Annotated in this window: 25 protein-coding genes; 18 read left to right on the forward strand and 7 right to left on the reverse strand. The window is 64.5% G+C overall.

Translation table 11 applies throughout. From position 1 onward, the window contains the following. Positions 1-17 precede the first annotated feature (17 nt). From EJE94_RS07555 to EJE94_RS07600, 10 genes are all read left to right on the forward strand, one after another. A complete protein-coding gene (locus EJE94_RS07555) occupies positions 18-2,501 on the forward strand; it encodes a heavy metal translocating P-type ATPase (RefSeq protein ID WP_121242396.1) in 2,484 nt (827 codons plus the stop codon). Positions 2,502-2,524: 23 nt separating this feature from the next. Beyond that, a complete protein-coding gene (gene ccoS, locus EJE94_RS07560; RefSeq protein WP_121242804.1) occupies positions 2,525-2,719 on the forward strand; it encodes a cbb3-type cytochrome oxidase assembly protein CcoS in 195 nt (64 codons plus the stop codon). A 392-nt stretch (positions 2,720-3,111) separates the two neighbouring features. Beyond that, on the forward strand, positions 3,112-4,551 hold the full coding sequence (gene ccoN / locus EJE94_RS07565; RefSeq protein WP_121242395.1) for a cytochrome-c oxidase, cbb3-type subunit I: 1,440 nt from the start codon (positions 3,112-3,114) through the stop codon (positions 4,549-4,551). Between the two features lie 32 nt (positions 4,552-4,583). Then, the gene (ccoO, locus tag EJE94_RS07570; RefSeq protein ID WP_121242394.1) at positions 4,584-5,195 is read left to right on the forward strand and encodes a cytochrome-c oxidase, cbb3-type subunit II; all 612 of its coding nucleotides are present in this window, start codon (positions 4,584-4,586) and stop codon (positions 5,193-5,195) included. 6 nt (positions 5,196-5,201) lie between these two features. Further along, positions 5,202-5,381 (forward strand): cbb3-type cytochrome oxidase subunit 3, encoded by a 180-nt coding sequence (locus EJE94_RS07575; protein WP_121242393.1) that lies wholly within the window; start codon positions 5,202-5,204, stop codon positions 5,379-5,381. A gap of 12 nt (positions 5,382-5,393) precedes the next feature. After that, positions 5,394-6,404 carry a cytochrome-c oxidase, cbb3-type subunit III gene (ccoP, locus tag EJE94_RS07580; protein ID WP_121242392.1) on the forward strand — a complete coding sequence of 337 codons (1,011 nt, stop codon included), beginning with the start codon at positions 5,394-5,396 and terminating at the stop codon, positions 6,402-6,404. 73 nt (positions 6,405-6,477) lie between these two features. Next, entirely contained in the window at positions 6,478-7,899 is a 1,422-nt protein-coding gene (ccoG, locus tag EJE94_RS07585; RefSeq protein ID WP_121242391.1) for a cytochrome c oxidase accessory protein CcoG, read from the forward strand. 8 nt (positions 7,900-7,907) lie between these two features. Beyond that, positions 7,908-8,432: a FixH family protein gene (locus EJE94_RS07590; protein WP_121242390.1), complete on the forward strand. Its 525-nt coding sequence runs from the start codon at positions 7,908-7,910 to the stop codon at positions 8,430-8,432. A gap of 16 nt (positions 8,433-8,448) precedes the next feature. Continuing rightward, on the forward strand, positions 8,449-8,586 hold the full coding sequence (locus EJE94_RS07595) for a DUF3149 domain-containing protein (protein WP_121242389.1): 138 nt from the start codon (positions 8,449-8,451) through the stop codon (positions 8,584-8,586). Positions 8,587-8,679: 93 nt separating this feature from the next. Then, the gene (locus EJE94_RS07600) at positions 8,680-8,949 is read left to right on the forward strand and encodes a hypothetical protein (RefSeq protein ID WP_121242388.1); all 270 of its coding nucleotides are present in this window, start codon (positions 8,680-8,682) and stop codon (positions 8,947-8,949) included. A gap of 1 nt (position 8,950) precedes the next feature. On the opposite strand, the gene EJE94_RS07605 is transcribed toward EJE94_RS07600, so the two are convergent. Both EJE94_RS07605 and EJE94_RS07610 read right to left on the reverse strand, forming a co-directional pair. Then, complete coding sequence (locus tag EJE94_RS07605; protein ID WP_121242387.1) at positions 8,951-9,535, reverse strand: hemerythrin domain-containing protein; 585 nt, start codon at positions 9,533-9,535, stop codon at positions 8,951-8,953. Between the two features lie 33 nt (positions 9,536-9,568). After that, entirely contained in the window at positions 9,569-10,012 is a 444-nt protein-coding gene (locus EJE94_RS07610) for a universal stress protein (RefSeq protein ID WP_121242386.1), read from the reverse strand. Positions 10,013-10,167: 155 nt separating this feature from the next. Here EJE94_RS07610 and EJE94_RS07615 point away from each other — a divergent pair, with 155 nt between their 5' ends. The 5 genes from EJE94_RS07615 (at position 10,168) to EJE94_RS07635 (ending at position 15,438) form a co-directional block, all read left to right on the forward strand. Then, on the forward strand, positions 10,168-11,901 hold the full coding sequence (locus EJE94_RS07615; RefSeq protein ID WP_207855806.1) for a PHA/PHB synthase family protein: 1,734 nt from the start codon (positions 10,168-10,170) through the stop codon (positions 11,899-11,901). Positions 11,902-12,020: 119 nt separating this feature from the next. Further along, positions 12,021-13,280, forward strand: coding sequence for a nitronate monooxygenase (locus EJE94_RS07620; protein ID WP_121242385.1), 1,260 nt, complete (start codon positions 12,021-12,023; stop codon positions 13,278-13,280). Positions 13,281-13,441: 161 nt separating this feature from the next. Continuing rightward, positions 13,442-13,897 carry a hemerythrin domain-containing protein gene (locus EJE94_RS07625; protein ID WP_121242384.1) on the forward strand — a complete coding sequence of 152 codons (456 nt, stop codon included), beginning with the start codon at positions 13,442-13,444 and terminating at the stop codon, positions 13,895-13,897. Continuing rightward, positions 13,879-14,109, forward strand: a complete 231-nt coding sequence (locus EJE94_RS07630) for a DUF2249 domain-containing protein (RefSeq protein ID WP_121242383.1) — start codon at positions 13,879-13,881, stop codon at positions 14,107-14,109. The genes EJE94_RS07625 and EJE94_RS07630 overlap by 19 nt, the downstream gene beginning before the upstream one ends. A 21-nt stretch (positions 14,110-14,130) precedes the next feature. Beyond that, positions 14,131-15,438 carry a hypothetical protein gene (locus tag EJE94_RS07635; protein WP_121242382.1) on the forward strand — a complete coding sequence of 436 codons (1,308 nt, stop codon included), beginning with the start codon at positions 14,131-14,133 and terminating at the stop codon, positions 15,436-15,438. Here the strand turns inward: EJE94_RS07635 and EJE94_RS07640 are convergent. Then, positions 15,395-16,099, reverse strand: a complete 705-nt coding sequence (locus EJE94_RS07640) for a Crp/Fnr family transcriptional regulator (RefSeq protein ID WP_121242381.1) — start codon at positions 16,097-16,099, stop codon at positions 15,395-15,397. The genes EJE94_RS07635 and EJE94_RS07640 overlap by 44 nt on opposite strands. Positions 16,100-16,156: 57 nt before the next feature. On the opposite strand from EJE94_RS07640, the gene EJE94_RS07645 reads away from it, so the two are divergent. Further along, entirely contained in the window at positions 16,157-16,558 is a 402-nt protein-coding gene (locus EJE94_RS07645) for a SirB2 family protein (protein ID WP_121242380.1), read from the forward strand. 1 nt (position 16,559) lies between these two features. Here the strand turns inward: EJE94_RS07645 and fnr are convergent, their stop codons facing one another. Beyond that, positions 16,560-17,354 carry a fumarate/nitrate reduction transcriptional regulator Fnr gene (gene fnr / locus EJE94_RS07650; protein WP_121242800.1) on the reverse strand — a complete coding sequence of 265 codons (795 nt, stop codon included), beginning with the start codon at positions 17,352-17,354 and terminating at the stop codon, positions 16,560-16,562. Between the two features lie 80 nt (positions 17,355-17,434). Here fnr and hemN point away from each other — a divergent pair, with 80 nt between their 5' ends. Then, a complete protein-coding gene (gene hemN, locus EJE94_RS07655) occupies positions 17,435-18,829 on the forward strand; it encodes an oxygen-independent coproporphyrinogen III oxidase (RefSeq protein WP_121242379.1) in 1,395 nt (464 codons plus the stop codon). After that, positions 18,826-19,503 (forward strand): sulfite exporter TauE/SafE family protein, encoded by a 678-nt coding sequence (locus EJE94_RS07660; protein ID WP_121242378.1) that lies wholly within the window; start codon positions 18,826-18,828, stop codon positions 19,501-19,503. Before hemN ends, EJE94_RS07660 begins: the two co-directional genes overlap by 4 nt. Here the strand turns inward: EJE94_RS07660 and EJE94_RS07665 are convergent, their stop codons facing one another. From EJE94_RS07665 to secD, 3 genes are read right to left on the reverse strand one after another with little or no spacing between them, the layout of a single operon-like run. Then, positions 19,504-20,226, reverse strand: coding sequence for a cytochrome b/b6 domain-containing protein (locus EJE94_RS07665; protein WP_121242377.1), 723 nt, complete (start codon positions 20,224-20,226; stop codon positions 19,504-19,506). It abuts the gene before it with no gap. Between the two features lies 1 nt (position 20,227). Further along, entirely contained in the window at positions 20,228-21,223 is a 996-nt protein-coding gene (gene secF, locus EJE94_RS07670) for a protein translocase subunit SecF (RefSeq protein ID WP_121242376.1), read from the reverse strand. Between the two features lie 12 nt (positions 21,224-21,235). Beyond that, the gene (secD, locus tag EJE94_RS07675; protein ID WP_121242375.1) at positions 21,236-23,131 is read right to left on the reverse strand and encodes a protein translocase subunit SecD; all 1,896 of its coding nucleotides are present in this window, start codon (positions 23,129-23,131) and stop codon (positions 21,236-21,238) included. Between the last annotated feature and the right edge of the window lie 44 nt (positions 23,132-23,175).

The following is a 23,175-nucleotide window of genomic DNA, read 5'->3' on the forward strand; positions in this document are numbered from 1 at the left end:
CCGCTGCATCAGGGCAGATGACCGACAACTGTTATCACTGCGGGCTGCCGATCCCGTCCGGGGCGGACTTTTCCGTCGAGATCGAGGGCGCGCCGCGTGCGATGTGCTGCGCCGGCTGCCAGGCCGTGGCACAGGCGATCGTCGCCAACCGCCTGGCCGACTACTACCGCCATCGCGATGCCCTCCCGGAGAGCCCACGCGAGGCGCTGCCGCTCGAGTTGCAGGAGCTCGGCCTGTTCGACCATCCCGAGGTGCAGAAGAACTTCGTGCGTCCGGTCGGCGAGCACGAGCGCGAGGCAGCGCTGATACTCGAGGGCATCACCTGCGCCGCCTGCGTCTGGCTCAACGAGGCGCACATCGCGCGCCAGCCCGGTGTGACCGCCGTGGATATCAATTACGCCACCCGCCGTGCGCGGGTGCGCTGGGACGAGCGGCAGATCAGGCTGTCGCAGATTCTCGAGGCCATCGCTGCGATCGGCTACCGCGCCCACCCCTACGACGTGATGCGTTCGGAGCAACTGGCGCAGAAGGAACGCCGCGCCGCCCTGTGGCGCCTGTTCGTCGCCGGCTTCGGCATGATGCAGGTGATGATGTACGCCATCCCGGTCTATATGGCCGGGGAGGGCGAGATGACGGCAGACATCGAGCAGCTGATGCGCTGGGCGAGCTTCGTGCTGACGCTGCCCGTGGTGCTCTACTCGGCGGCGCCGTTCTTCGTCTCGGCCTGGCGCGACCTCAAGCTCGGACGCGTCGGCATGGATGTGCCGGTGGCGCTCGGCGTCGGGGCGGCCTTCGCCGCGAGCACCTGGGCGACGCTGACCGCGGCCGGCGCGGTGTATTTCGATTCGGTGACGATGTTCGTGTTCTTCCTGCTGTCGGGGCGCTATCTGGAAATGATGGCGCGGCAGAAGGCGGTGCGCGGTATCGAGGAGCTGGCGCGGGCGATTCCCGCCTTCTGTACGCGGCTGCCGCGTTACCCCGCGATGGATGTCGAGCGCATCCCGGTGGCGGAGGTCGGCGTCGGCGACACGGTGCTGGCGAAGCCCGGCGAAACCATTCCCGTCGATGGCACGGTCCTGTCGGGCGAAAGCAGCGCCGACGAGTCGCTGCTGACTGGCGAAAGCCGGCCGGTGGCGAAAGTGGCGGGCGACGCTGTGGTGGGCGGCAGCGTCAATGTGGCGAGTCCGCTGGTGCTGCGCGTCGACCGCGTCGGCGAGGGCACGCGGCTGGCGACGATCCAGCGCCTGATGGAGCGTGCCGCCGCCGAGAAGCCGCGCATGGTCGAGATGGCCGATCGCATCGCGGGGCGCTTCGTCGTCACGCTCTTGCTGCTTGCCGCCGTGACCGCAATCGTCTGGTGGAATATCGATGCCGCCCGCGCGCTCTGGGTCTTCGTCGCGGTGCTGGTGGTGAGCTGCCCCTGTGCCTTGTCGCTGGCCACGCCGGCGGCGCTGACGGTGGCGACGGGGGCGATGACCCGCCATGGCGTGCTGGTGACGCGCGGCCATGCGATCGAGACGCTGGCGCGGGCGACCCATATCGTCTTCGACAAGACGGGCACCCTGACGGAAGGGCGGCCGCGGGTAACTGCGGCGCTGGCCCTGGGGCAAGTGGAGCTCATCGAGGCGTGGGCATTGGTCGCGGCTCTCGAGGCGGCGTCGGAGCACCCGATCGGGCGCGCGCTGCGCGATTCCGCGGTCGTTGGCGTGGCGCCAGAGCCGTCCCAAGGGATACCGCCGCACATAACTTTTGCGCCGCCTGGGGCGACGGAGTTGGTAGCGCGTACCGGGCGTGGCGTCGAGGGCCGCTGCGGCGGGCTGCTGCTGCGCATCGGTACGCCCGCTTACGTGGCTGAACTCCATGCGGCGGCAGAGCCTGCCGAGGCTGCCGGGTGGGCGGCGGAGGGAGCGACGGTGGTGGCTCTGGGCGATGCGGCAGGCTGGATTGCGCTGTTCCGGCTCGAAGATACGCCGCGGCCGGGCGCGGCCGCCGCCGTGGCGGCCCTGCGTGCGCAGGGCCTGGCAATTTCGATGCTTAGCGGCGATTCGCCCGGCGCCGTGGCGCGGATGGCGGCCGGCCTCGGGATCGGCGATGCGCGTGGCGCGATGACGCCCGAGGACAAGCACGCGGCGATCAAGGCGCTGCAGGATGGCGGGGCGGTTGTGGCGATGGTCGGTGACGGCGTGAACGATGCGCCGGTGCTCGCCCAGGCCCATGTCTCGATCGCCATGGGCAGCGGTACCGAACTGGCCCGCAGCCAGGCAGACGTGGTGCTGCTGTCCGACGATCCCATCCACCTCACCGAGGGCGTGACCGTGGCGCGACGCACCCTGCGCGTGATCCGCCAGAACTTGGTCTGGGCCTTCGTCTACAATGTCTCGGCGATTCCGCTGGCCATGGCAGGCTGGATCACGCCATGGATGGCCGGCATAGGCATGTCGGCGAGTTCGCTGCTGGTGGTGATGAACGCCCTGCGCCTGCAGGGGCAACGTGGGAAATGAGCGGGGTCTGAGCGATGGACGGCATGGATATTCTTTATCTGCTGATACCGCTGTCAATCGTGCTGGTGTTCCTGATCGGCGCCGGTTTCTGGTGGTCGCTGAAGAGCGGCCAGTTCGACGATCTCGATGGGCCGGGCTACCGCATCCTCATGGATGACGACCGCGTGCGCGCGGAGGATGGCCAGGACGCGTCGCTCCCCGAGAACCCACCGAAATGAAATATTTCTGCAATGTTGATCCAGATCAAAGCACTGCATTGGTGCAATGACCATACTACGACCCTAGGAATTCGGATGCGAGCCGTCGCTTGGGCTCCGTCCTGCAACGGTTAGTCTCTCTGTTGGGGTTGGGGGTGCGCTATACGCGCACCCTTTTTTTTCGCCCATTTTTCCTGCACACCGACACTCCGGAAGCGCCGGTAATTGAACCCTGAAACAGCTGCGTTGATCGGGCGATTGAATATGCGAAAGGACAGATTTATTGATTTGCGTCAAAATCCCGGTCGCTCTTGGGTATACTCTTCCGCTCGGGCCGCTGAGTACCAATGCTGTCGGTAGGGGCATTGGTGCGCAAGTTACTGATTTTTCTTAGTCTATGAGGTGATTCCATCATGCAATCGCAAGCGACTTACAACTACAAAGTCGTGCGCCAGTTCGCCGTGATGACCGTAATTTGGGGCATCGTGGGTATGCTGGTCGGCGTAATCGTCGCCGCTCAGCTCGTCTGGCCGGAGTTGAATGTCATCGAGTATCTGAGTTACGGTCGTCTCCGTCCGTTGCATACCAACGCGGTGATTTTCGCCTTTGGCGGTTGCGCGCTGTTCGCCACCTCCTACTATTCGGTACAGCGTACCAACCACACCACGCTGTTCTGCCCGCGGTTGGCCGCCTTCACCTTCTGGGGCTGGCAACTGGTCATCCTGCTGGCTGCGCTGTCGCTGCCGCTGGGTTATACCACCGCCAAGGAATACGCCGAACTCGAGTGGCCGATCGACATTCTGATCACCATTGTCTGGGTTTCCTACGCCGTGGTGTTCTTCGGCACCCTGATGAAGCGCAAGACGCCGCACATCTACGTGTCGAACTGGTTCTTCGGTGGCTTCATCCTGACCGTGGCGCTGCTGCACCTGGTCAATAGCGCCGAGATCCCGGTCTTCGCAGCCGGCGTCCTGACGCCGAAGTCCTACTCCGCCTACGCCGGCGTGCAGGACGCGATGGTCCAGTGGTGGTACGGCCACAACGCCGTCGGATTCTTCCTGACTGCCGGCTTCCTCGGCATGATGTACTACTTCGTGCCGAAGCAGGCCGGCCGCCCGGTGTATTCCTACCGTCTGTCGGTGGTGCACTTCTGGGCCCTGATCTTCACCTACATGTGGGCCGGCCCGCACCACCTGCACTACACCGCGCTGCCGGACTGGACCCAGTCGCTCGGCATGGTGATGTCGCTGATCCTTCTGGCGCCGTCCTGGGGCGGCATGATCAACGGCATCATGACGCTGTCGGGTGCCTGGCACAAGCTGCGCGATGATCCGATTCTCAAGTTCATGATCACCTCGCTGTCCTTCTACGGCATGTCGACCTTCGAAGGCCCGATGATGTCGATCAAGACGGTCAATGCGTTGTCGCACTATACCGACTGGACCGTCGGCCACGTGCACTCCGGCGCGCTGGGCTGGGTGGCGATGATTTCGATCGGCTCGATCTACTACCTGCTGCCGCGCGTCTTCGGCAAGACCGAGATGGCGTCGACCAAGCTGATCAACGTGCATTTCTGGCTGGCTACCCTCGGCACCGTGCTCTACATCGCCGCGCTGTGGATCTCCGGCGTGATGCAAGGCCTGATGTGGCGCGCCACCAACGTGGATGGCACGCTGACCTATTCCTTCGTCGAATCGGTGAAGTCTTCCTACCCGTTCTGGACCATCCGCGTCGTCGGCGGCCTGTTGTTCCTGACCGGAATGCTGATCATGGCCTACAACATGTTCATGACCATGGCCGGTGGTCGTGCGGTCAACGACGCCCCGGTGCTCGAGCCGGCCCACGCTCATTGAGCTCACGTCCAAATACAAGGAGCTAGATAATCATGTTGACGCATGAGCAAATTGAAAAGAACGTCGGATGGATGATCGTTCTGACGGTTCTGCTGGTGAGCGTTGCCGGTCTCGTCGAGATCGTGCCGCTCTTCTTCCAGACTTCGACGACCAAGCCGCTCAATGAGCTGGTCAAGCCGTACGACCCGGTTCGCCTGGCTGGACGCGACATCTACATCCGTGAAGGCTGCTATAACTGCCACTCGCAGATGATTCGTCCGTTCCGCGCCGAGACCGAGCGCTATGGCCACTACTCGGTGGCAGGCGAATTCGTCTATGACCATCCGTTCCAGTGGGGCTCCAAGCGTACCGGTCCGGATCTCGCCCGCGTCGGCGGCCGCTATTCCGACCAGTGGCACAAGATCCACCTGCTGAACCCGCGCGACGTCGTGCCGGAGTCGAACATGCCGGCCTACTACTGGCTGGATCGTCCGCTCAAGGACCCGCACATCGGCGCCAAGATGGAGGCGCTGCGCAAGGTCGGCGTGCCCTACAAGGACGACGAGATCGCCGGTGCCGCCAAGGCCATCGAGGGCAAGACCGAACTCGAGGCCGTGGTCGCCTACCTGCAGGGCCTCGGCCTGGCCCTCAAGCAGACCCGCTGATCGGCCATGGACATCAACGACCTGCGTTCCATCATCACCGTGCTGGTGTTCCTCGCGTTCGTCGGCATTGTTTGGTGGGCCTATTCGGACCGGCGCAAGGACGCCTACGACAAGGCCGCCCGCTCGGTGCTGGAAGATGACACGCCGCCCAGCGCGGAGCGTGGCGCGGGTCAAACGAATCACTGAAAGGAATTCGACATGGATTTCAAAAATACGAGCGACTTCGTCAGCGGCTTCTGGAACATGTACGTCGTGGTCCTCGCCTTGGCGAGCATCATCGGCTGCGGCGTGTTCCTGCTGATCCAGGACAGAGCCAAGTCCAACGCCGGTCAGACCACCGGCCACGTCTGGGACGAAACCCTGGAGGAATACAGCAACCCGCTGCCCAACTGGTGGCGCTGGATGTTCTACATCACCGTGGCCTTCGCACTGGTGTATGTGACCCTGTATCCAGGACTGGGCAACTTTGGCGGCAAGTTCGGTTGGACCATGCGCGGCCAGTACGAGGACGAAATGAAGCAGGCCGATGCGAAGTACGGCCCGCTGTTCGACAAGTACGCCAAGATGGACGTTGCGGCAGTGGCTGCCGATCCGCAGGCCAAGGAAATGGGCCAGCGCCTGTTCCTGACCTACTGCGCGCAGTGCCACGGCTCCGATGCCGGAGGCGCCACCAGTTTCCCCAGTCTGAAGGACAACGATTGGCTGTGGGGCGGCACGCCCGAGAAGATCAAGGAGACCATCACCGGCGGTCGTACGGCCGTGATGACGCCGAAGGGTACCAAGCCCGACATGGATGGCGAGCAGGTCAAGGACGTGGTGCATTATGTCCGTTCGCTGTCCGGCCTCTCCGCCGATTCGATCCGCGTCCAGCGCGGCAAGGACCTGTATCCGCAGGCCTGCGCTGCCTGCCATGGTCCCGAAGCCAAGGGCAATCCCGACGCCGGCTATCCCAACCTGACCGACAAGGTCTGGCTCTACAGCAGCCGCGAAGACAGCATGATCGAGACCGTCACCAAGGGTCGCCAGAACCAGATGCCGGCGTTCGGCGAGTTCCTCGGCCCGGCCAAGGTGCACCTGCTGACCGCCTATGTCTGGGGTCTGGGCGGTGGCGTCAAGGGCGAAGCCAAGCCCGCTGCGGTTCCGGCTGCGGAGCAGGCCGGCATGAGCGGTATGGGGGGCATGTCCGGCATGACCGCCGACAAGAAGTAAAATTGCAGCAAGCGCTCCCCGGCAGGAGGGCCGGGGAGCGGCTTCACCCCTGTTTGTTCATTCGAGTGTCATCATGACCACTGAAACCTCCAGTTCCTCCGCGACGACCGAGCAGGCCCAGGACGTCGCCCTTTTCGAAGTCCACAAGAAGATCCAGGTCCGCGCCGTCAGCGGGATTTTCGCCACTTGGCGCTGGGCGCTTGTCTGGTTCACCCAACTTCTTTTTTACGGTCTGTGCTGGCTGCCCTGGAATGGCCGGCAGGCCGTGCTGCTCGATCTGGTCGAGCGCAAGTTCTACATCTTCGGCTTGGTGTTCTGGCCGCAGGACGTCATCTTCCTGGCCGGCCTGCTGATCATCTCGGCCTACTCGCTGTTCCTGTTCACCGCCGTCGGCGGCCGTCTCTGGTGCGGCTATGCCTGTCCGCAGACCGTCTATACGGAAATCTTCCTCTGGATCGAGCAGAAGATCGAGGGAGATCGTAACGCCCGCATGAAGCTCGATGCGGCGCCGATGTCGGCCCGCAAGTTCATGATTCGTGGCTCGCGCTATGCGGCCTGGGTCGCGGTGGCGCTGTGGACCGGCTTCACTTTCGTCGGCTACTTCACGCCGATCAAAACGCTGTCTAGCGAACTGATGACGCTCTCCTTCGGCCCGTGGGAGACCTTCTGGATCCTGTTCTACGGCGCCTTCACCTATGCCTTCGCCGGTCACCTGCGCGAGCAGGTCTGCAAGTACATGTGTCCCTACGCCCGCTTCCAGGGCGTGATGTTCGACCCCGATACGCTGACCATCACCTACGACGAGGAGCGCGGCGAGCCGCGCGGCACCCGCAAGAAGGGCGCCGATTACAAAACCCAGGGCAAGGGTGACTGCGTCGATTGCGGCATCTGCGTCCAGGTCTGCCCGACCGGCATCGATATCCGCCAGGGCCTGCAGTACGAGTGCATCGGTTGCGCCGCCTGCATCGATGCCTGCGATCAGGTGATGGAGAAGATGGCCTATCCGAAGGGCCTGATCCGCTACTCGACGGAGCACGCCATCGCCCAGCACTGGGGCTGGAAGGACATCGCCGGCCATATCGTGCGTCCGCGCGTGGTGATTTATACCGTCATCCTCGTGGCGATCACCGCCGCCTGGTTCTGGGGGCTGGCCAACAAGCCGGTCCTGCGGGTCGATGTCATCCGCGATCGTGCCACGCTGGCGCGCGAGGTCGAGAATGGCCTGATCGAGAATCTTTATCGCCTTCAGGTCATGAACGTTTCGGAATCGGCGGAGCGCTATTCGATGAGCGTCACCGGCCTTCCGGGCATTCGCCTCGCGGGAGAGACGGAAATCGAAGTTCCCGCCGCCTCCAACAAGAGCATCCTGGTCCAGGTTCGCGTGCCGCCCGAATCGGGCAAGCAGGGCTCGAACGTGGTCTTCTTCGACGTCAAGTCGACCCGAAACGACAAGATCGCCGTGCACGAGAAGGCGACCTTCCTGATTCCCCGGTGACCCGTACGATGAGCATCCCTCTGAAATCTTCGCAGCCCTGGTATCGCGAGCCCTGGCCCTGGCTGCTGATGCTCGGCCCCTTCGTGGTGATCCTCGCCGGCACCTATACCGCCTGGCTGGCGATATCCACGAGCGACGGTCTGGTGACGGACGACTATTACAGGAAAGGCCTGAAGGTCGACCAGACCATCGCGCGCAGCGAGCGGGCCAAGGCGCTAGGGCTGGTTGCTGCCGTGCGCGTCACCTCCGACACGCTGTCGCTGCGCCTGACGGCAGCGGACAAGCAATTCATCGCGCCGGAGCGGCTGGTGGTGATCGTGTCCCATCCGACCCGCGCCGGTCTCGATCAAACGCAGACCGTCATCCGCGAAGGTGCTGCCTACGCCGCCAAATTCCGCCTTCCGGCTTCCGGCCACTGGCTGGTGTCGATCGAGGATGAAGCGAAGACCTGGCGTTTGCTGGGCAATGTCGTTCTACCTGCTGCCGGGGAGGTTTCCATCGGCGGCACGGCCGAAGTTTCCCGTCACCCTTAAAAAGGAGAGCACGACCATGGCATGGCAACTGTTGTTTGGCTCGGATATGGGGCTGTTCAGCCTCTTCGTGATCGCTTTCGTGATTGCCATGGCGATATTCCTCTACCGCTACGCCACGAAGCATATGGAAGAGGACGCCAGGCAGGCCAAGTAGTTCAGGTATAAACTAACGGTCGCGGCGACGATCCGGAAGAGGTCGCGTCTGCACCGTTGGAGCAACAACCCATCGACTTAACGGAGGGACAGCATGCAGCGACTGCTTTGGGTGCTTTGGCCGTCATTCATCGTGGCGGGAGTGGCCGAGGGCCTCTTCTTCACGGTGGTCAATCCGCAGGAACTCTACCTTTTCGGTGAGCCGGTCCATTTCTCGACTCTCGCCACCTTATCCATCGGATTCCTCGCCTTCTGGGCGATCTGCGCCGGTTCCAGCCTGTTCACCTGCTTCCTGCAGAAGACGCCGGGGGAAATCAACGGCCGCGGCTGCGGCCAGCCGCCGGCGTCACCGGCAGCGCGGTGACCTAAAGTGGCGGCCCCACGCCGATCGGCGGCGGGGCGAGATTGACGATGCGCGAGAACAAATTGCGGAACTCGTGATCGGGTTCCGCGCCGAAGCGCGGATCGCCGTTTTCGCCAAAGGCCCGCGCGATCTCGATCCAGTCTTCGGCTGTCAGATACTGCTTTGCCAGCGGGATGACAACCCGCTCCTCCAACGCCATGTGCTGCCAGGCTTCGTCGGAGTGCCTGTCGGCCGCTGCGGCGAAGGCCTCGAGTCCGCCGGGCTTGCCGGCCTCGAGTTCGCCGAGCGCCTGTTCCAGCGCGCGCAGATGGCCACCCGATTCGGCATGCTGACGCTCCAATTCGTCGAGCGTGGCATCGGCCTCGTGGGTGCGCACGCGCAACCTGGCGAAAAGGTAGGCATCTTCCTTCGGATTGTGCAACTTCTCGGAAAAGGCGTCCATATAGTAGAGCATTGCCCAGAGCAACTTGAAATCGGGTTTGGCTCCCTTCTCGCGCATTTCGCGTACGAGGAACTTGAGGCCGTGCACCACTGCTGAGAGCGAGCGATGCTCGTCGTGGATGATGGCAAGGGCGGAATTGAGCATCGTGAGGCGGGTGTGGCGCCAGCGCCGACTTGTCTAGCGGTAGACCAGCACCGGAATCGTCGAGTGGGTCAGGACCTTCTGCGTTTCCGATCCCAGCAACAGCCCACTGAAACCGCGTCTGCCGTGCGAAGCCATGAATATCAGGTCGCAGCCGGCGCCCTGTGCCGCCTCGATGATCGCCATGTAGGGAATGTCGCTGGTACTGCTGCGCGAAGCGCAGGCCACGCCGGCCTCGATGGCCGACGCCTCGGCCTTGCCGAGGATGTCCTTCGACTGCTGTTCCGCCATTTCCGCGAATTTCTCCGGCGTCGTCGGGTCGATCAGAGCGCCCTCGCCGTAAAAGGCGACGGGATAATCGGGCTTGGCGAAGAAGAAGGTCACGCGGGCTCCCGTCTCGCGGGCGAAGGTGACGGCACGCCGCACCGTGTCGAGAGAGAGTTGGGAACCGTCGGTGGGAACGAGGATGTGCTTGAACATGCCCAATCTCCTGCACTGTTATGGTAATAATTATGCGGCCGGTGGGGCGTCTTGGCTTGATCAAAGTCAACATCGTTATCGATGCAGTGCACAAAAATAGCACTTGTCCGCCGTACGGCCGGTTTGGCGCGCCGCTCGCGGCTTCGGAGGCAACGATGACGAATCTCAAGCTGGGCAAGACGACCATGCACCCGACCGAAACCTTCAAGGTCATGCACGAGGCGGTCGAGGCCAATATCGACCCGATGGGCGTCGCGATGCCGATGGTGCATGCCCAACTGGCCTGGCTGGCGCACCCGCAGGAGCTGGCCGAGATGCTGTCGGGCTTCTCGAGCAGGATGCTCGAGCTGCAATGGCACTCGTGGCTGCGCGCATTCGGTCAGCCGAGCGACGATGTCGAGAGGCCAAACCCAGACGACACGCGCTTCAGTGATCCCGTCTGGCGGGAGTCGGCGAGCTGGGATATCGCCAAGGAATGGTATCTGGTGATGACCCACCATATCCAGGACATGCTCTACCAGACGCCCGGACTGTCGAGCAAGGATCGTCGCCGTGCCGCCTTCTGGTGGCGGAAATGGCTCAACGCCATGGCCCCGACCAACTTTCTCTGGTCCAACCCGGTGGCCATGCGCAAGGCGGCCGAGACCAACGGCGAGAGCCTGATCCGCGGCATGCGCAACTTCCTCGACGACCTGCAGGCGGGCAACATCCGCATGACCGGTCCGCACGACTTCGAGGTCGGCAAGAACCTCGCTACTACGCCGGGCAAGGTGGTGTTCCGCAACCAGCTGCTCGAGCTGATCCACTACGTGCCGACGCAGCCGAAAGTGCATACGCAGCCGCTGGTGATCGTGACGCCGTGGATCAACAAGTACTACATCCTCGACCTCAACCCCAAGAAGAGCATGGTGCGCTGGCTGCTCGACCAGGGCATCGACGTCTACATCACCAGCTGGAAGAACCCGGGTGCGGAAATGCGCAACGTCGGCTTCGACGACTACATCACCGAAGGCGTCGATCGCGTCATGCAGGTGGCGAAGGAAATTTCGGGGGCAAATCAGGTGCATGCCGCGGGCTACTGCATCGGCGGCGCAGCGCTCGCCACCTACATGGCCTGGGCCAACCGGCAATACCCCGCCAACCAGATGCCGGTCGCCAGCGCAAGCTTTCTCACCACGCTGGTCGATTATCACAAGCCCGGCGACATCGAGGTCTTTCTCGACGAGGGCAGTTTCCGCTGGCTGTCGCGGGCCATGGAGGAAAAAGGCTTTCTCGACGGCAAGGAAATGGCGGCCGCCTTCCGCCTGCTGCGCTCGAACAGCCTGGTCTGGCACTACGTCGTGCACGGCTATCTCTACGGCGAATCGCCGCCTCCGTTCGACGTGCTGTTCTGGAACATGGACACGACGCGGATGCCGGCGAAGATGCACACCTGGTACCTGCGCAACTTTTATCTCGACAACCTGCTGGTGAAGAAGGACCTGCTGACGGTGGCCGGGCAGCCGATCAACCTCGAGCGCATCACCCAGCCGGTCTATGCCGTCGGCGCCGAGGACGATCACATCGCGCCTTGGCGCCAGACCTTCCGCATCCACAACTACGTCAACGGCCCCAAGCGCAACGTGCTGTCGAGTTCGGGACATATCCTCGGCATCGTCAATCCGCCGGTGACCCCGCCCAAGCGCGAGTACTGGGTCGGCCCGGCCGAGCGCCACTATTCGACCGACGTCTGGAAGGAGCATGCCGAGCATCGCGCCGGCAGCTGGTGGGAGGACTGGATGGCCTGGCTCAAGCCCATGGCGGGCGAGCCGGGCACGCCGCCGGCCGTGGAAACAAAACAATATCCGGCACTGGCCAATGCCCCCGGTACCTACGTGCTCGAAACCTGACTCGTCCCGGCCATCCGGTCGAGACGACGGCCGCGGCTATCGGATATCATTGCAACTTTGGGCCTGATGTCGCCGGACGCACCGGACGTGCCGGCGCGTGCGGCCTTGGACGATCGACAATGAAATGTGTGGATGACTTCCGCCTGCGTCTGGGCGGCCGTGAACTGGTACCCATCGTCATCGGCGGCATGGGGGTCGACATTTCGACGGCCGAATTGGCGCTCGAGGCCGCCCGCCTCGGCGGCATCGGCCACATTTCCGACGCCATGGTGCCGACCGTTTCCGACAGGCGCTTCAAGACGCGCTTCGTCAAGGACAAGCTCAAGCAGTACAAGTACAACGTCACCAACAGCGACAAGACCGATGTGCGTTTCGATCTCGGTCACCTCGCCGAGGCCACGCGCCTGCACGTTGGCCGCACCATGGAAGCCAAGCGCGGCGACGGCATGGTCTTCATCAACTGCATGGAAAAGCTGACCATGAACGCGCCGAAGGAGACGCTGCGCGTGCGCCTGGCCTCGGCCCTCGATGCCGGCATCGAGGGCATCACCCTGGCGGCAGGCCTGCACCTTGGCTCCTTCGCCCTAATGGAGGATCACCCGCGTTTTCGCGACGTCCAGCTCGGCATCATCGTTTCATCGCTGCGTGCGCTGCAGCTGTTCCTGAAGAAGAATGCCCGCATCGGTCGCTTGCCCGACTATGTCGTGATCGAAGGGCCGCTGGCCGGCGGCCACCTCGGCTTCGGCATGGACTGGGCGAAATTCGATCTGCACACCATCGTCGCCGAAATCCGCGCCTGGCTCAAGGCCGAGCAGCTCGACATCCCGCTGATTCCGGCCGGCGGCATTTTCACCGGCGGCGATGCCGTGGACTTCCTCGACGGCGGCGGCGCGGCGGTTCAGGTGGCGACCCGCTTCACCGTGGCGAAGGAATGCGGCCTGCCCGAGGACGTGCAGCAGAAGTACTTCCTGGCCAGCGAGGACGACATCGAGGTCAATGGCATTTCGCCCACCGGCTATCCCATGCGCATGCTGAAGAACAGCCCGGCCATCGGTGCCGGCACCCACCCGAATTGCGAGTCCTTCGGCTACCTGCTCGACGCCAACGGACGCTGCGCCTACATCGATGCCTACAATCGCGAGGTCGCGGCCCATCCCGCAGCCAAAAAGATTTCGGTCCCGGACAAGACCTGCTTGTGTACCCATATGCGCAACTTCGAGCTGTGGACCTGCGGCCATTACACCTACCGGCTCAAGGACACCTCGCGCCGCAACGCCGATGGCAGCTACCAGCTGCTTTCGGCCGAGCACATCTTCAACGACTATCGCTTCAGCAAGGGCAACGTCATCGCGCTGCCCGCCATGCCGGAAGCCGCGTGAAGCCGGGGCGGGATGCCGGCGGAGCGCGCCGCGACGTCGACCGGACCGCGAAAATCGAGGTCGGCGCCGTCAAGTCCTGATTCTTTGACAGTCGTCAAGGCTCTGCCGCCGCCGGGTCGGCAGACTGGGCTCCTGCCATAAACGACATGAGTCACGACCCGATGAGCACCACCGAAGTCCTGCATCACCATCACAAGCACTGTGACCAGTTGTTCGCCGATGCCGAGGCTGCCGGCGTGAAGGGCGACTGGGGGGCCGCCGTGGCCGACTTCACCCGTTTCCGCGACGAATTGCTGGCGCATTTTTCGACCGAGGAGCAGGTACTGTTCCCGGCCTTCGAGGCGGCGACCGGCATGGTCGGCGGCCCGACCCAGATGATGCGTTTCGAACATGCCCAGATGCGTGAACTGCTTGAACAGATGCAGGCAGCGATCGATCAACGCGTGCGCGATCCGTTCGCCGGTGCGGCGGAGACCCTGCTGGTGCTGATGCAACAGCACAACATGAAGGAGGAGAACATCCTCTATCCGATGTGCGACCGCACGCTCGCCGGCTCGGTCGATGTCGCCGCCGGCCTGCGCGAGCGACTGGAGGAGAAATGTCCAGCCAGCGCGTGATCGACGGCCGCGACATGCAGCCGCCGGAGCCACTGGAGAAGGCGCTTGAAGCGCTGGACACGTTGCCGCCGGACGGCGAGCTCGTCCTGCTGCTCTACTGCCAGCCGCATCCGCTTTACCAGATACTGCGTCGCAACGGCTACGTCTGGACGGAGACGATGCAGTCCGACGGTACCAACGAGATTCACATCCGCAAGGCTGCCTCGGCCTGAGCGGGCGGCGCCGCGGCTCCCATGCACCCCAACCTGTCTTTCGAGCAGGCGCCACCGATCTGGGTGCCCTATCGTTTCTTCCTGACCGCGCCGCTGTTCGGCATCGCCACCGGTCTGTTGCTCGCATGGTCCGGGCCGGAGGCGCTGGCCTCGCGGTGGACGCCGGCGGCGCTGGCACTGACCCACCTGATGGTGGCCGGCTTCATGTTGCAGGCGATGTGCGGCGCGCTGCTGCAGTTCATCCCCGTCGCGGCCGGCGGCAACATCTGGCGGCCGACACTCGTGGCCGGCGTCGTTCATCCCATGCTTGCCGTCGGGGCGGCACTGCTGGCGGGGGGCTTCCTCGCCGGCCCCGGTCCCTGGTTCGCTGTCGGTGCCGGCTTGATCGTCACGGCCCTAAGCATCTATGTCGTGGTCGTCGGCATCGCGCTGTTTCGGGCACCGGCGCGCGGCGCTACGATCCTCGCCCTGCGCGTCGCCATCGCCGCCCTGGTCGTCACCTATGTGCTGGGCTTCACCTTGGCCCAGGGCCTGCGAGGGGTGGGTGGCATCCCGCTGCTCGAGTTCACCCATGTTCACGCCGCCTGGGGGCTGGGTGGCTGGGCGCTGCTGCTTCTGAGCGGCGTTTCCTACTACGTCGTGCCGATGTTCCAGCTCACCCCCGCCTATCCGGCGTGGCTGGGGCGACTGCTGCCATGGACGTTGCTGACGGCGTTGCTGCTCTGGGCGACGCAACTGACGGGGGAAGCCCGCGCCTGGCATTCATGGGTGCTGCTGGCCGGCCTGTTGGCGGCAGGCCTGTTCGCGCTGGTGACCCTGCGGCTGCAGGCGCAGCGTCGCCGCCGCGTGCCCGACGTGACGCTGACCTTCTTCCGCATCGGCATGGCGAGCCTGTTGGTCATCGTCCTGGCCATCGCGCTGATCACCGTGCCGCCGGCGCCGACTTTTCTGCCGGTGCGGGAATGGGCCGTGCCGATCGGCATCCTGACTTTCGTCGGTCTCTTCGTCTCAGTGATCACGGGCATGCTCTACAAGATCGTGCCCTTCCTCAACTGGCTGCATCTACAGCGTCTGGGCGGGCTGACGGTGTTCCCGCCGAACATGAGGGACATGATTCGCGAGCGCGCCATGGTGTGGCAGATGCGGCTGCACCTGGCCGCGCTGGCGGCGTTGCTGGGGGCCGCGACGTGGCCGCCGCTGACGGCAATCGCCGGACTGCTGTTCGCCGCCTCCTGCGCTTGGCTGGAGTGGAACCTGCTCGGCGGGGTACGGGTCTATCGAACGTTCAGAGATCGTATTCGCGCAGTCGACGCATGTCATGCGCCTTGATGATCTTGCCCTGCACGGTGATCAGTCCCGCTTCGGAGAGCTCGTGGAAAATGCGCGAGAGGGTTTCCGGCGTGAGGTTGAGGCGCGAGGCGATGATCTGCTTCGAAGTCGGCAGCGAAATCTCCAGTTCCCCGTCGCATTCGGCGTCGGCGCCATGCGGGCAATGCTGCAGCAGGTAGCCGATCACGCGCTGCGCCGAGGAGCGCAGCGAGTAGGACTCGACGTCGTTGATCAGGGAATGCAGCCGCGCCGCCATGCCCGCCAGCATGCGCCGGGCGAACGTCGGGTCGCTGCCGAGCAGTTCGAAGACTGCCTGCATCGAGACATGAAGGAGCAGGGTGTCCATCAGCGCTTCGGCGAAGATGGGATACGGGCGGTCCATGAACATCACGGCCTCGCCGAAGCTCTGGCGCGGGCCGAGGATCTCGACCACCTTCTCGTTGCCGCTGGCGGAAGGAAAGGCCAGCTTGACCTGACCGTAGACGATGATGAAGAAGCCCTTGGGCATGTCGCCCTTCTGGAACAGCATTTCCCCCTTGCCGAGCCGCTTCTCGCGCGTGCCGGCCGCGATCGGCGCGACCTGATCCGGCGTGAGTTCCTGGAACAGCGGCAGGCGCGACAGCAGCGCCGGGATGTCGAGTTTGTCCTGTTTGGTCTGCATGGTTCCCTCGGTTGGCGGGCTGAAAAATACCATGCTTTATCGCGCGGGTGAGCCCCGATGTACTGGTATTCCCTGCTCAAGCATCTGCATGTCACCTGCGTCGTGCTCAGCATCAGTGGCTTTTTGTTGCGCGGCGTGTTGATGCTGGCCGATTCGCCGCTGCGCCAGGCGCGCTGGCTGCGCATCGTTCCGCACGTCAATGATGCACTGCTGCTGACGGCGGCGCTGGCGCTGACCGTGGTGATCGAACACTACCCCTTCGTCGACGCCTGGCTCACCGCCAAGGTGTTCGGCCTGCTGCTCTACATCGTGCTGGGATCGGTGGCACTGAAGGCGGGGCGTACCCGCGCGGTGCGCGTCGCGGCCTGGCTCGCCGCGCTGGCGATGTTCGGCTATGTCGCCTCGGTGGCGCTGACCAAGGACGTGCGGGGATTCCTGGCCTGGTTCGGCTGGATCTAGTTCAACCGTGCGAGCTGTGCGGCGTCGGCAGCGGCGTGTGCGTGAGCAATGCCTTGAGAGCGGCGAGGTCGAGGATGCGGATGTGCTTCTGCTGCACGGCGATGAAGCCCTCTTCCTGGAAGCGGGAGAAGGCGCGGCTCACGGTTTCCAGCTTGAGACCGAGGTAGGAGCCGATCTCCTCGCGCGTCATGCGCAGGTGGAATTCGGCGGCCGAGTAGCCGCGGGCGGTGAAGCGCTGGGACAGGTTGAGCAGGAAGGCGGCGAGGCGCTCCTCGGCGCGCATCGTGCCGAGCAGCATCATCACGCTCTGGTCGCGCACGATCTCGCGGCTCATCACCTTGTGGAAGTGGTGTTGCAGGGTGCGCATCTCGCTCGACAGCTGCTCGAGCTGGGCGAAGGGAATCACGCAGACCTCGCTGTCCTCGAGCGCGACCGCGTTGCAGGTGTGCGACTCGAGGCTGATGCCGTCCATGCCGAGGATCTCGCCCGCCATCTGGAAGCCGGTGACCTGGTCGCGGCCGTCCTCCATCAGCACGTCGGTCTTGAAGAAACCGGCCTTGATGGCGTAGATGGCTTCGAACGGAACGCCGGTGCGGTAGAGATGCTGGCCGCGCTTGACCTTGCGCCGCGTCGATACCAGCGAGTCGAGGCGCTGGATTTCCGCTTCGGACAGGCCGAGTGGCAGACAGAGTTCCTGCAGATTGCACTGCGAGCAGGCGGCCTTGAGCGAATGCGCGGTCAACGGCACAACATTGCCGAGATCGTCGCCCGGAGGGCATTCAGAGACGCGTTTGATCTGTGTCAACGCTGCATTCCCGCGGTTCCGGCATCGTTGCCACCTGACAAAAGGCGGCGCAGTCCGTCAAGGTTGAATGGATGACCAGCAACTTCCAAGAACTCGTTTTCGATCCGCAAGTCATCCGCCGCTTCGACGTCAATGGCCCGCGCTATACGTCCTATCCGACGGCGGACCGCTTTGTCGAAGCCTTCGGCTCCGATGCATATCGCAATTGGCTGGGACGACGCACGGTCGGCGGCAGTGGACGACCGCTGTCATTATACGTCCACATCCCCTTCTGCAATACCATCTGCTACTACTGCGCCTGCAACAAGATCATCACCAAGGATCACGGCCGTTCCGCCAAGTACATCAAGTACCTGGGCAAGGAAATCGCCATGCAGACCGCGGCGCTGGACGGCAACCGCGACGTCATCCAGCTGCACTGGGGCGGCGGCACGCCGACCTTCCTCGCGCACGACGAAATGAAGCGGCTGATGGAGATCATCAACAGCCACTTCAAGCTGCTGCCCGGGGGCGAATATTCGATCGAGGTCGACCCGAGGAAAGTCGACCGTGAGACGGTGAAGCTGCTGGCCGAGCTCGGCTTCAACCGCATGAGCGTCGGCGTGCAGGACTTCGAGCCGGTGGTGCAGCAGGCCGTCAATCGCATCCAGAGCCTCGACGAGACCAAGCTGGTGATCGACTCGGCGCGGGAGTTCGGCTTCAAGGGTATCTCGGTCGACCTCATTTACGGCCTGCCCAAGCAGAACGTCATCAGCTTCAACCATACGCTCGACGAGGTGCTGAAGCTCTCGCCCGACCGGCTGTCGATCTACAACTACGCTCACCTGCCCAGCCTGGCCAAGCCGCAGCGCCGCATCCACGAATCCGAGCTGCCCTCGGCCGACGCCAAGCTGCAGATCCTGCAGCTGGCGATCCGCCGCCTCACCGACGCCGGCTACGTCTTCATCGGCATGGACCACTTCGCCAAGCCCGACGACGAGCTCGCCGTGGCACAGCGCCAGGGCCGGCTGCACCGCAACTTCCAGGGCTACTCGACCCATGCCGAGGCCGACCTGCTCGCCTTCGGCGTCTCCGCCATCGGCAAGGTCGGACCGACCTACTGCCAGAACTTCCGCACGCTCGACGAATACTACGACGCCATCGACCACAACCAGCTGCCGGTGATGCGCGGGCTGGAGCTGACCGCCGACGACCTGCTGCGGCGCTCCATCATCCAGGCACTGATGTGCCATTTCGAGCTCTCCATCGAATCGGTCGAGATCGCCCACCTGATCGACTTCAAGTCGTATTTTGCCGAGGAACTCGCCGCGCTGCGCGAGATGGAGCAGGCGGGCCTGCTGTCCATCGACAGTCAGTGGATCACCGTGCAGCCAAAGGGCCGCATGCTGGTGCGCGTCATCGCCATGGCCTTTGACCGCTATCTGCGCACCGACCGCGAGCGCGCGCGCTACTCGAAAGTCATTTGACGGATTCCGTCTTCCTGTCGTTGTTCATCGTAGGCTTTCTCGGCGGTGGCCACTGTGTCGGCATGTGCGGCGGCATCGTCGGCGCGCTGGCGCTGCAGGGTGACGGCACCGGGCCGCGCTGGCCGCTGCATCTCGCCTACAACGCCGGGCGCATCGCCAGCTATGCGATTGCCGGCGCCATCGTCGGGGCGCTCGGCAGCCTGACCGTCGTCGCCGGTCCGACATTGCCGCTGCGCCAGGGACTTTATCTGCTGGCGAGCCTGATGCTCGTTGCCATGGGGCTGTACCTGATCGGCATGACGGGTTCGCTGGCCTGGCTGGAGCGGGCGGGGCAGGGCATCTGGCGCCGCATCCAGCCGCTCACTGCGCGCTTCCTGCCGGTGCGCGGCGTGGCCCAGGCATTGCCGTTGGGCCTGCTCTGGGGCTGGCTGCCCTGCGGCCTGGTCTATAGCGCGCTGGTCTCGGCGCTGGCGACCGGCTCGCCAGCGAAGGGGGCGGCGGTCATGCTGGCCTTCGGTCTCGGTACCCTGCCCAACCTGCTGCTGGCCGGCTACGTGTTCGCGCGCTTCCGCGGCTTTGCCCAGGCGCGGGCCGTCAGGCTGGCGTCGGGGCTGCTGGTGCTCGGCTTCGGCGTCGTCGGCTTGTGGCGCGCCGCGACATTCCCCGCTGGCTGACTAGAACGCAGGTGCCGCGGATGGCGGTGGCGGCGGTGGCGCGGAAATCCACGTGCCGGTGGCGAACCAGGCCGCCGCCAGGGCGAGGACCAGCGCGACAATGAAGGCGACGAACCCGCCGCCGGACAGCGATTCCTCGCTTTGATCGCTGCGCTCCTTCCAGCCGCGCAGCATCGGTCGTACCAGGTCTTCCTTCTTGACGCGCACGTAGAAGGTGATGGCCCCCAGATGCAGCGCGACCAGCGCGCCGACCAGCCAGGCATTGAGGCTGTGCAACGCGGTCAGCCTGTCGCTGGTCGACTTGGACACCAGGTTGTAGAAGTAGCCGTTGAATGCGATGTCATCGTTGCCGAAAAGGCCGCTGGCGGCCTGTGCGGCGAGGACTGTCAGCAGGCCGAGCACCGACAGTGCGCCGAGGGGATTGTGGCCGAGGCCCTGCCAGCGGCCCTGCAGGGTGTCGCGGATCGCCGCCGGGCCGCGCACGAACTGGCTGAAACGGGCGTAGGTCGAGCCGGCGAAGCCCCACACGATGCGGAAGACGAGCAGGCCGACGATGGCGATGCCGAAGCGGCCGTGCCAGACCATGGCGTTGCCGCCGATGAAGCCGCTGATCGCGGCGCCGGCAACCAGCGCCACCAGCGACCAGTGAAACACACGCGTCGGCAGGTCCCAGACACGGACCCGCTTCTGCCATTCGGCGCCGCCGGGGACTGCAAGGCACATGTCAGACGCAGGCTCCGTCCTCGGTCACGCCCTCGGCCTTGTCTTTCTTGGCCTTGACGAACTGCTCGCGCGAAACGCCCATCCACATCACCAGCGGGCTGGCCACCAGCACCGAGGAGTAGATGCCGAAGAGAATGCCGATGGTCAGCGCCATCGCGAAGTAATGCAATGCCGCGCCGCCGAACACCAGCATCGAGGTCGCCATGGCCTGGGTGCAGCCGTGGGTGATGATGGTGCGCGAGATGGTGCTGGTGATGGCGTGGTCGAGCACCTGCGGCGTGGTGAGGCCGCGCTTCTTCTTGAAGGTCTCGCGCACCCGGTCGAAGACGATGACCGACTCGTTCACCGAGTAGCCGAGCACGGCCAGTACCGCGGCGAGGACCGGCAGCGAGAACTCCCACTGGAACAGGGCGAAGACGCCGAGGATGATGATGACGTCGTGCAGGTTGGCGATGATTGCCGATACCGCGAAGCGCCACTCGAAGCGGAAGGCGAGATAGACGACGATGCCGATGATCACCAGCAGCAGCGCCAGCGCGCCGTCCTCGGCCAGTTCCTTGCCGACCTGCGGGCCGACGAACTCGACGCGCTTGAGCGTCGGCGTGTTTGCGGCGCTTGTCGCCGTATCGCCAGCGCCAGCGCTCTGTGTCCCTCCGGGAACTTTTTGCAGCGACTCGATGACGCGCTCGCCGACTTTGGCCGACTCGGTGTTCTTGGTCAGGGGGACGCGGATCAGCACGTCGCGCGATGAACCGAAGTTCTGCACCTGCGGGTCGGCGAAGCCGTCGGCCTCGAGCGCCTTGCGGATCCGTTCAAGATCCGGTGCCTGGGTGTAAGACACTTCGAGCAGCGTGCCGCCGGTGAACTCGATGCTGAAGTGCAGGCCCTTGGTGGCGAGGAAGAACACCGCGGCGAGGAAGGTGATCAACGAGATGACGTTGAACACCAGCGCGTGGCGCATGAAGGGGATGTCTTTTCTGATGCGGAAGAATTCCATGGTGCTTTCCCCTTACTCGGCCGCGCCGGCCGCTGCTGATTCCGCGCCGGGCTTCCAGAGCTGGCCGATCGACAGCTTGTCGAGCTTGCGGCGGCGGCCGTAGATCAAGTTGATGAGGCCACGCGATACCACTACCGAACTGAAGATCGAGGTGAGGATGCCGAGGCAATGCACCACGGCGAAACCGCGCACCGGACCGGAACCGAAGATCAGCAGCGCCACGCCGGCGATCAGCGTGGTGACGTTGGAGTCGAGAATCGTCGCCCAGGCGCGCTCGTAACCCGCGGTGATGGATGCCTGCGGACTGGAGCCGCTGCGCAGTTCCTCGCGTACCCGCTCGTTGATCAGCACGTTGGCGTCGATGGCCATGCCCAGCGTCAGCGCGATGGCGGCGATGCCGGGCAGCGTCAACGTCGCCTGCAGCAGCGACAGCAGCGCGACCAGGAACAGCAGGTTGGCGGAGAGCGCCAGCACCGAGACCAGGCCGAACAGCAGGTAGTAGGCGCTCATGAATACCGCGATGGCGATGAAGCCCCACTTGGTCGAATTGAAGCCCTTGGCGATGTTGTCGGCGCCGAGCGAGGGGCCGATGGTGCGTTCCTCGATGATGTCCATCGGCGCGGCCAGGCTGCCGGCGCGCAGCAGCAGCGCGACGTCGTTGGCCTCGACGGTACTCATGCGACCGGAGATCTGCACGCGGCCGCCGCCGATCTCGGTGCGGATCACCGGCGCGGTGACGACCTCGCCCTTGCCCTTCTCGATAAGCAGGATGGCCATGCGCTTGCCGACGCTCTCGCGCGTGACGTCCTTGAAGATGCGGGCGCCGGCGGAGTCGAGCGTCAGATGCACCGCCGGCTCGTGGGTCTGGTTGTCGAAGCCGGGCTGGGCGTCGGTGAGGCGCTCGCCGGTCAGCACCACCTGCTTCTTCACCAGCAGGCCGCGGCCGCCACGCTCGACGTAGTAATCAGTACCCAGCGGCGGCTGACCCTTGGCGGCCAGCTCCATGGTCGCCGGATTGTCGCTGGCCTCGTCGTCGACCATGCGCACTTCCAGTGTCGCCGTGCGACCGAGGATGTCCTTGGCCTTGGCGGTGTCCTGCACGCCCGGCAGCTGCACCACGATGCGGTCGGCACCCTGCTGCTGGATCACCGGCTCGGCCACGCCGAGCTCGTTGATGCGGTTGTGCAGGGTGGTGATGTTCTGCTTGATGGCGAATTCCTGGATGCGCTTGTGCGCCTCCGGCTTGAGTGTGGCGACCAGTTTCAGGTCGGCGCCGTCCTGGGCCTCGACCAGTAGCAGGTCGGGCTGGTTGTCCGCGAGCACGGCTTTGGCCTTCTCGCGCAGTTCGGCCTCGCGGAACTTGATGGCGATGTTCTGCCCCTCGCGGTTGATGCCGGCATGGCGCACGTTCTTGTCGCGCATCAGCGAGCGCAGGTCGGCGGCGGTCGAATCGAGGCGCTTGGTGATCGCGCCCTTCATGTCCACCTGCAACAGGAAGTGCACGCCGCCGCGCAGGTCGAGGCCGAGATACATCGGCAGCGCGTGCATGTCGGACAGCCACTTGGGCGAAGCCGACAGCAGGTTCAGCGCCACGCTGTAGGAAGCATCGGTCGGATCGGGGTTGAGCGCCTTCTCGATGGCGTCCTTGGCCTTGAGCTGGGTGTCGGTGTCGGCCAGGCGCACGCGGATGCTGTTCTGGTCGGCGTAGAGGCCGTTGTGGGCGACGGCGGCCGATTTCAGCACGTCCTCGATGCGCGACAGCAGCCTGGGCTCGATCTTGATCGTGGCCTTGACGCTCGACACCTGCACCGCCGGCACCTCGCCGAAGAAGTTGGGCAGGGTGTACAGCAGGCCGAGCATCAGGGCGATGACGACCGTGACGTTCTTCCAGAGGGGGTAGCGATTCATGCGGGATTACCTGCGCACGCCGGCGGGAGGTCGGCGCGGATGGA

Source organism: Sulfurisoma sediminicola, from assembly GCF_003865015.1.
Taxonomy (GTDB): Bacteria; Pseudomonadota; Gammaproteobacteria; order Burkholderiales; family Rhodocyclaceae; genus Sulfurisoma; species Sulfurisoma sediminicola.

Coding starts and splice junctions, on each gene's coding strand:
- EJE94_RS07555 (WP_121242396.1), top strand. CDS start 18: ATGACCGACAACTGTTATCACTGCGGGCTGCCGATCCCGTCCGGGGCG.
- ccoS (WP_121242804.1), top strand. CDS start 2,525: ATGGATATTCTTTATCTGCTGATACCGCTGTCAATCGTGCTGGTGTTC.
- ccoN (WP_121242395.1), top strand. CDS start 3,112: ATGCAATCGCAAGCGACTTACAACTACAAAGTCGTGCGCCAGTTCGCC.
- ccoO (WP_121242394.1), top strand. CDS start 4,584: ATGTTGACGCATGAGCAAATTGAAAAGAACGTCGGATGGATGATCGTT.
- EJE94_RS07575 (WP_121242393.1), top strand. CDS start 5,202: ATGGACATCAACGACCTGCGTTCCATCATCACCGTGCTGGTGTTCCTC.
- ccoP (WP_121242392.1), top strand. CDS start 5,394: ATGGATTTCAAAAATACGAGCGACTTCGTCAGCGGCTTCTGGAACATG.
- ccoG (WP_121242391.1), top strand. CDS start 6,478: ATGACCACTGAAACCTCCAGTTCCTCCGCGACGACCGAGCAGGCCCAG.
- EJE94_RS07590 (WP_121242390.1), top strand. CDS start 7,908: ATGAGCATCCCTCTGAAATCTTCGCAGCCCTGGTATCGCGAGCCCTGG.
- EJE94_RS07595 (WP_121242389.1), top strand. CDS start 8,449: ATGGCATGGCAACTGTTGTTTGGCTCGGATATGGGGCTGTTCAGCCTC.
- EJE94_RS07600 (WP_121242388.1), top strand. CDS start 8,680: ATGCAGCGACTGCTTTGGGTGCTTTGGCCGTCATTCATCGTGGCGGGA.
- EJE94_RS07605 (WP_121242387.1), bottom strand. CDS start 9,535: ATGCTCAATTCCGCCCTTGCCATCATCCACGACGAGCATCGCTCGCTC.
- EJE94_RS07610 (WP_121242386.1), bottom strand. CDS start 10,012: ATGTTCAAGCACATCCTCGTTCCCACCGACGGTTCCCAACTCTCTCTC.
- EJE94_RS07615 (WP_207855806.1), top strand. CDS start 10,168: ATGACGAATCTCAAGCTGGGCAAGACGACCATGCACCCGACCGAAACC.
- EJE94_RS07620 (WP_121242385.1), top strand. CDS start 12,021: ATGAAATGTGTGGATGACTTCCGCCTGCGTCTGGGCGGCCGTGAACTG.
- EJE94_RS07625 (WP_121242384.1), top strand. CDS start 13,442: ATGAGCACCACCGAAGTCCTGCATCACCATCACAAGCACTGTGACCAG.
- EJE94_RS07630 (WP_121242383.1), top strand. CDS start 13,879: ATGTCCAGCCAGCGCGTGATCGACGGCCGCGACATGCAGCCGCCGGAG.
- EJE94_RS07635 (WP_121242382.1), top strand. CDS start 14,131: ATGCACCCCAACCTGTCTTTCGAGCAGGCGCCACCGATCTGGGTGCCC.
- EJE94_RS07640 (WP_121242381.1), bottom strand. CDS start 16,099: ATGCAGACCAAACAGGACAAACTCGACATCCCGGCGCTGCTGTCGCGC.
- EJE94_RS07645 (WP_121242380.1), top strand. CDS start 16,157: ATGTACTGGTATTCCCTGCTCAAGCATCTGCATGTCACCTGCGTCGTG.
- hemN (WP_121242379.1), top strand. CDS start 17,435: ATGACCAGCAACTTCCAAGAACTCGTTTTCGATCCGCAAGTCATCCGC.
- EJE94_RS07665 (WP_121242377.1), bottom strand. CDS start 20,226: ATGTGCCTTGCAGTCCCCGGCGGCGCCGAATGGCAGAAGCGGGTCCGT.
- secF (WP_121242376.1), bottom strand. CDS start 21,223: ATGGAATTCTTCCGCATCAGAAAAGACATCCCCTTCATGCGCCACGCG.
- secD (WP_121242375.1), bottom strand. CDS start 23,131: ATGAATCGCTACCCCCTCTGGAAGAACGTCACGGTCGTCATCGCCCTG.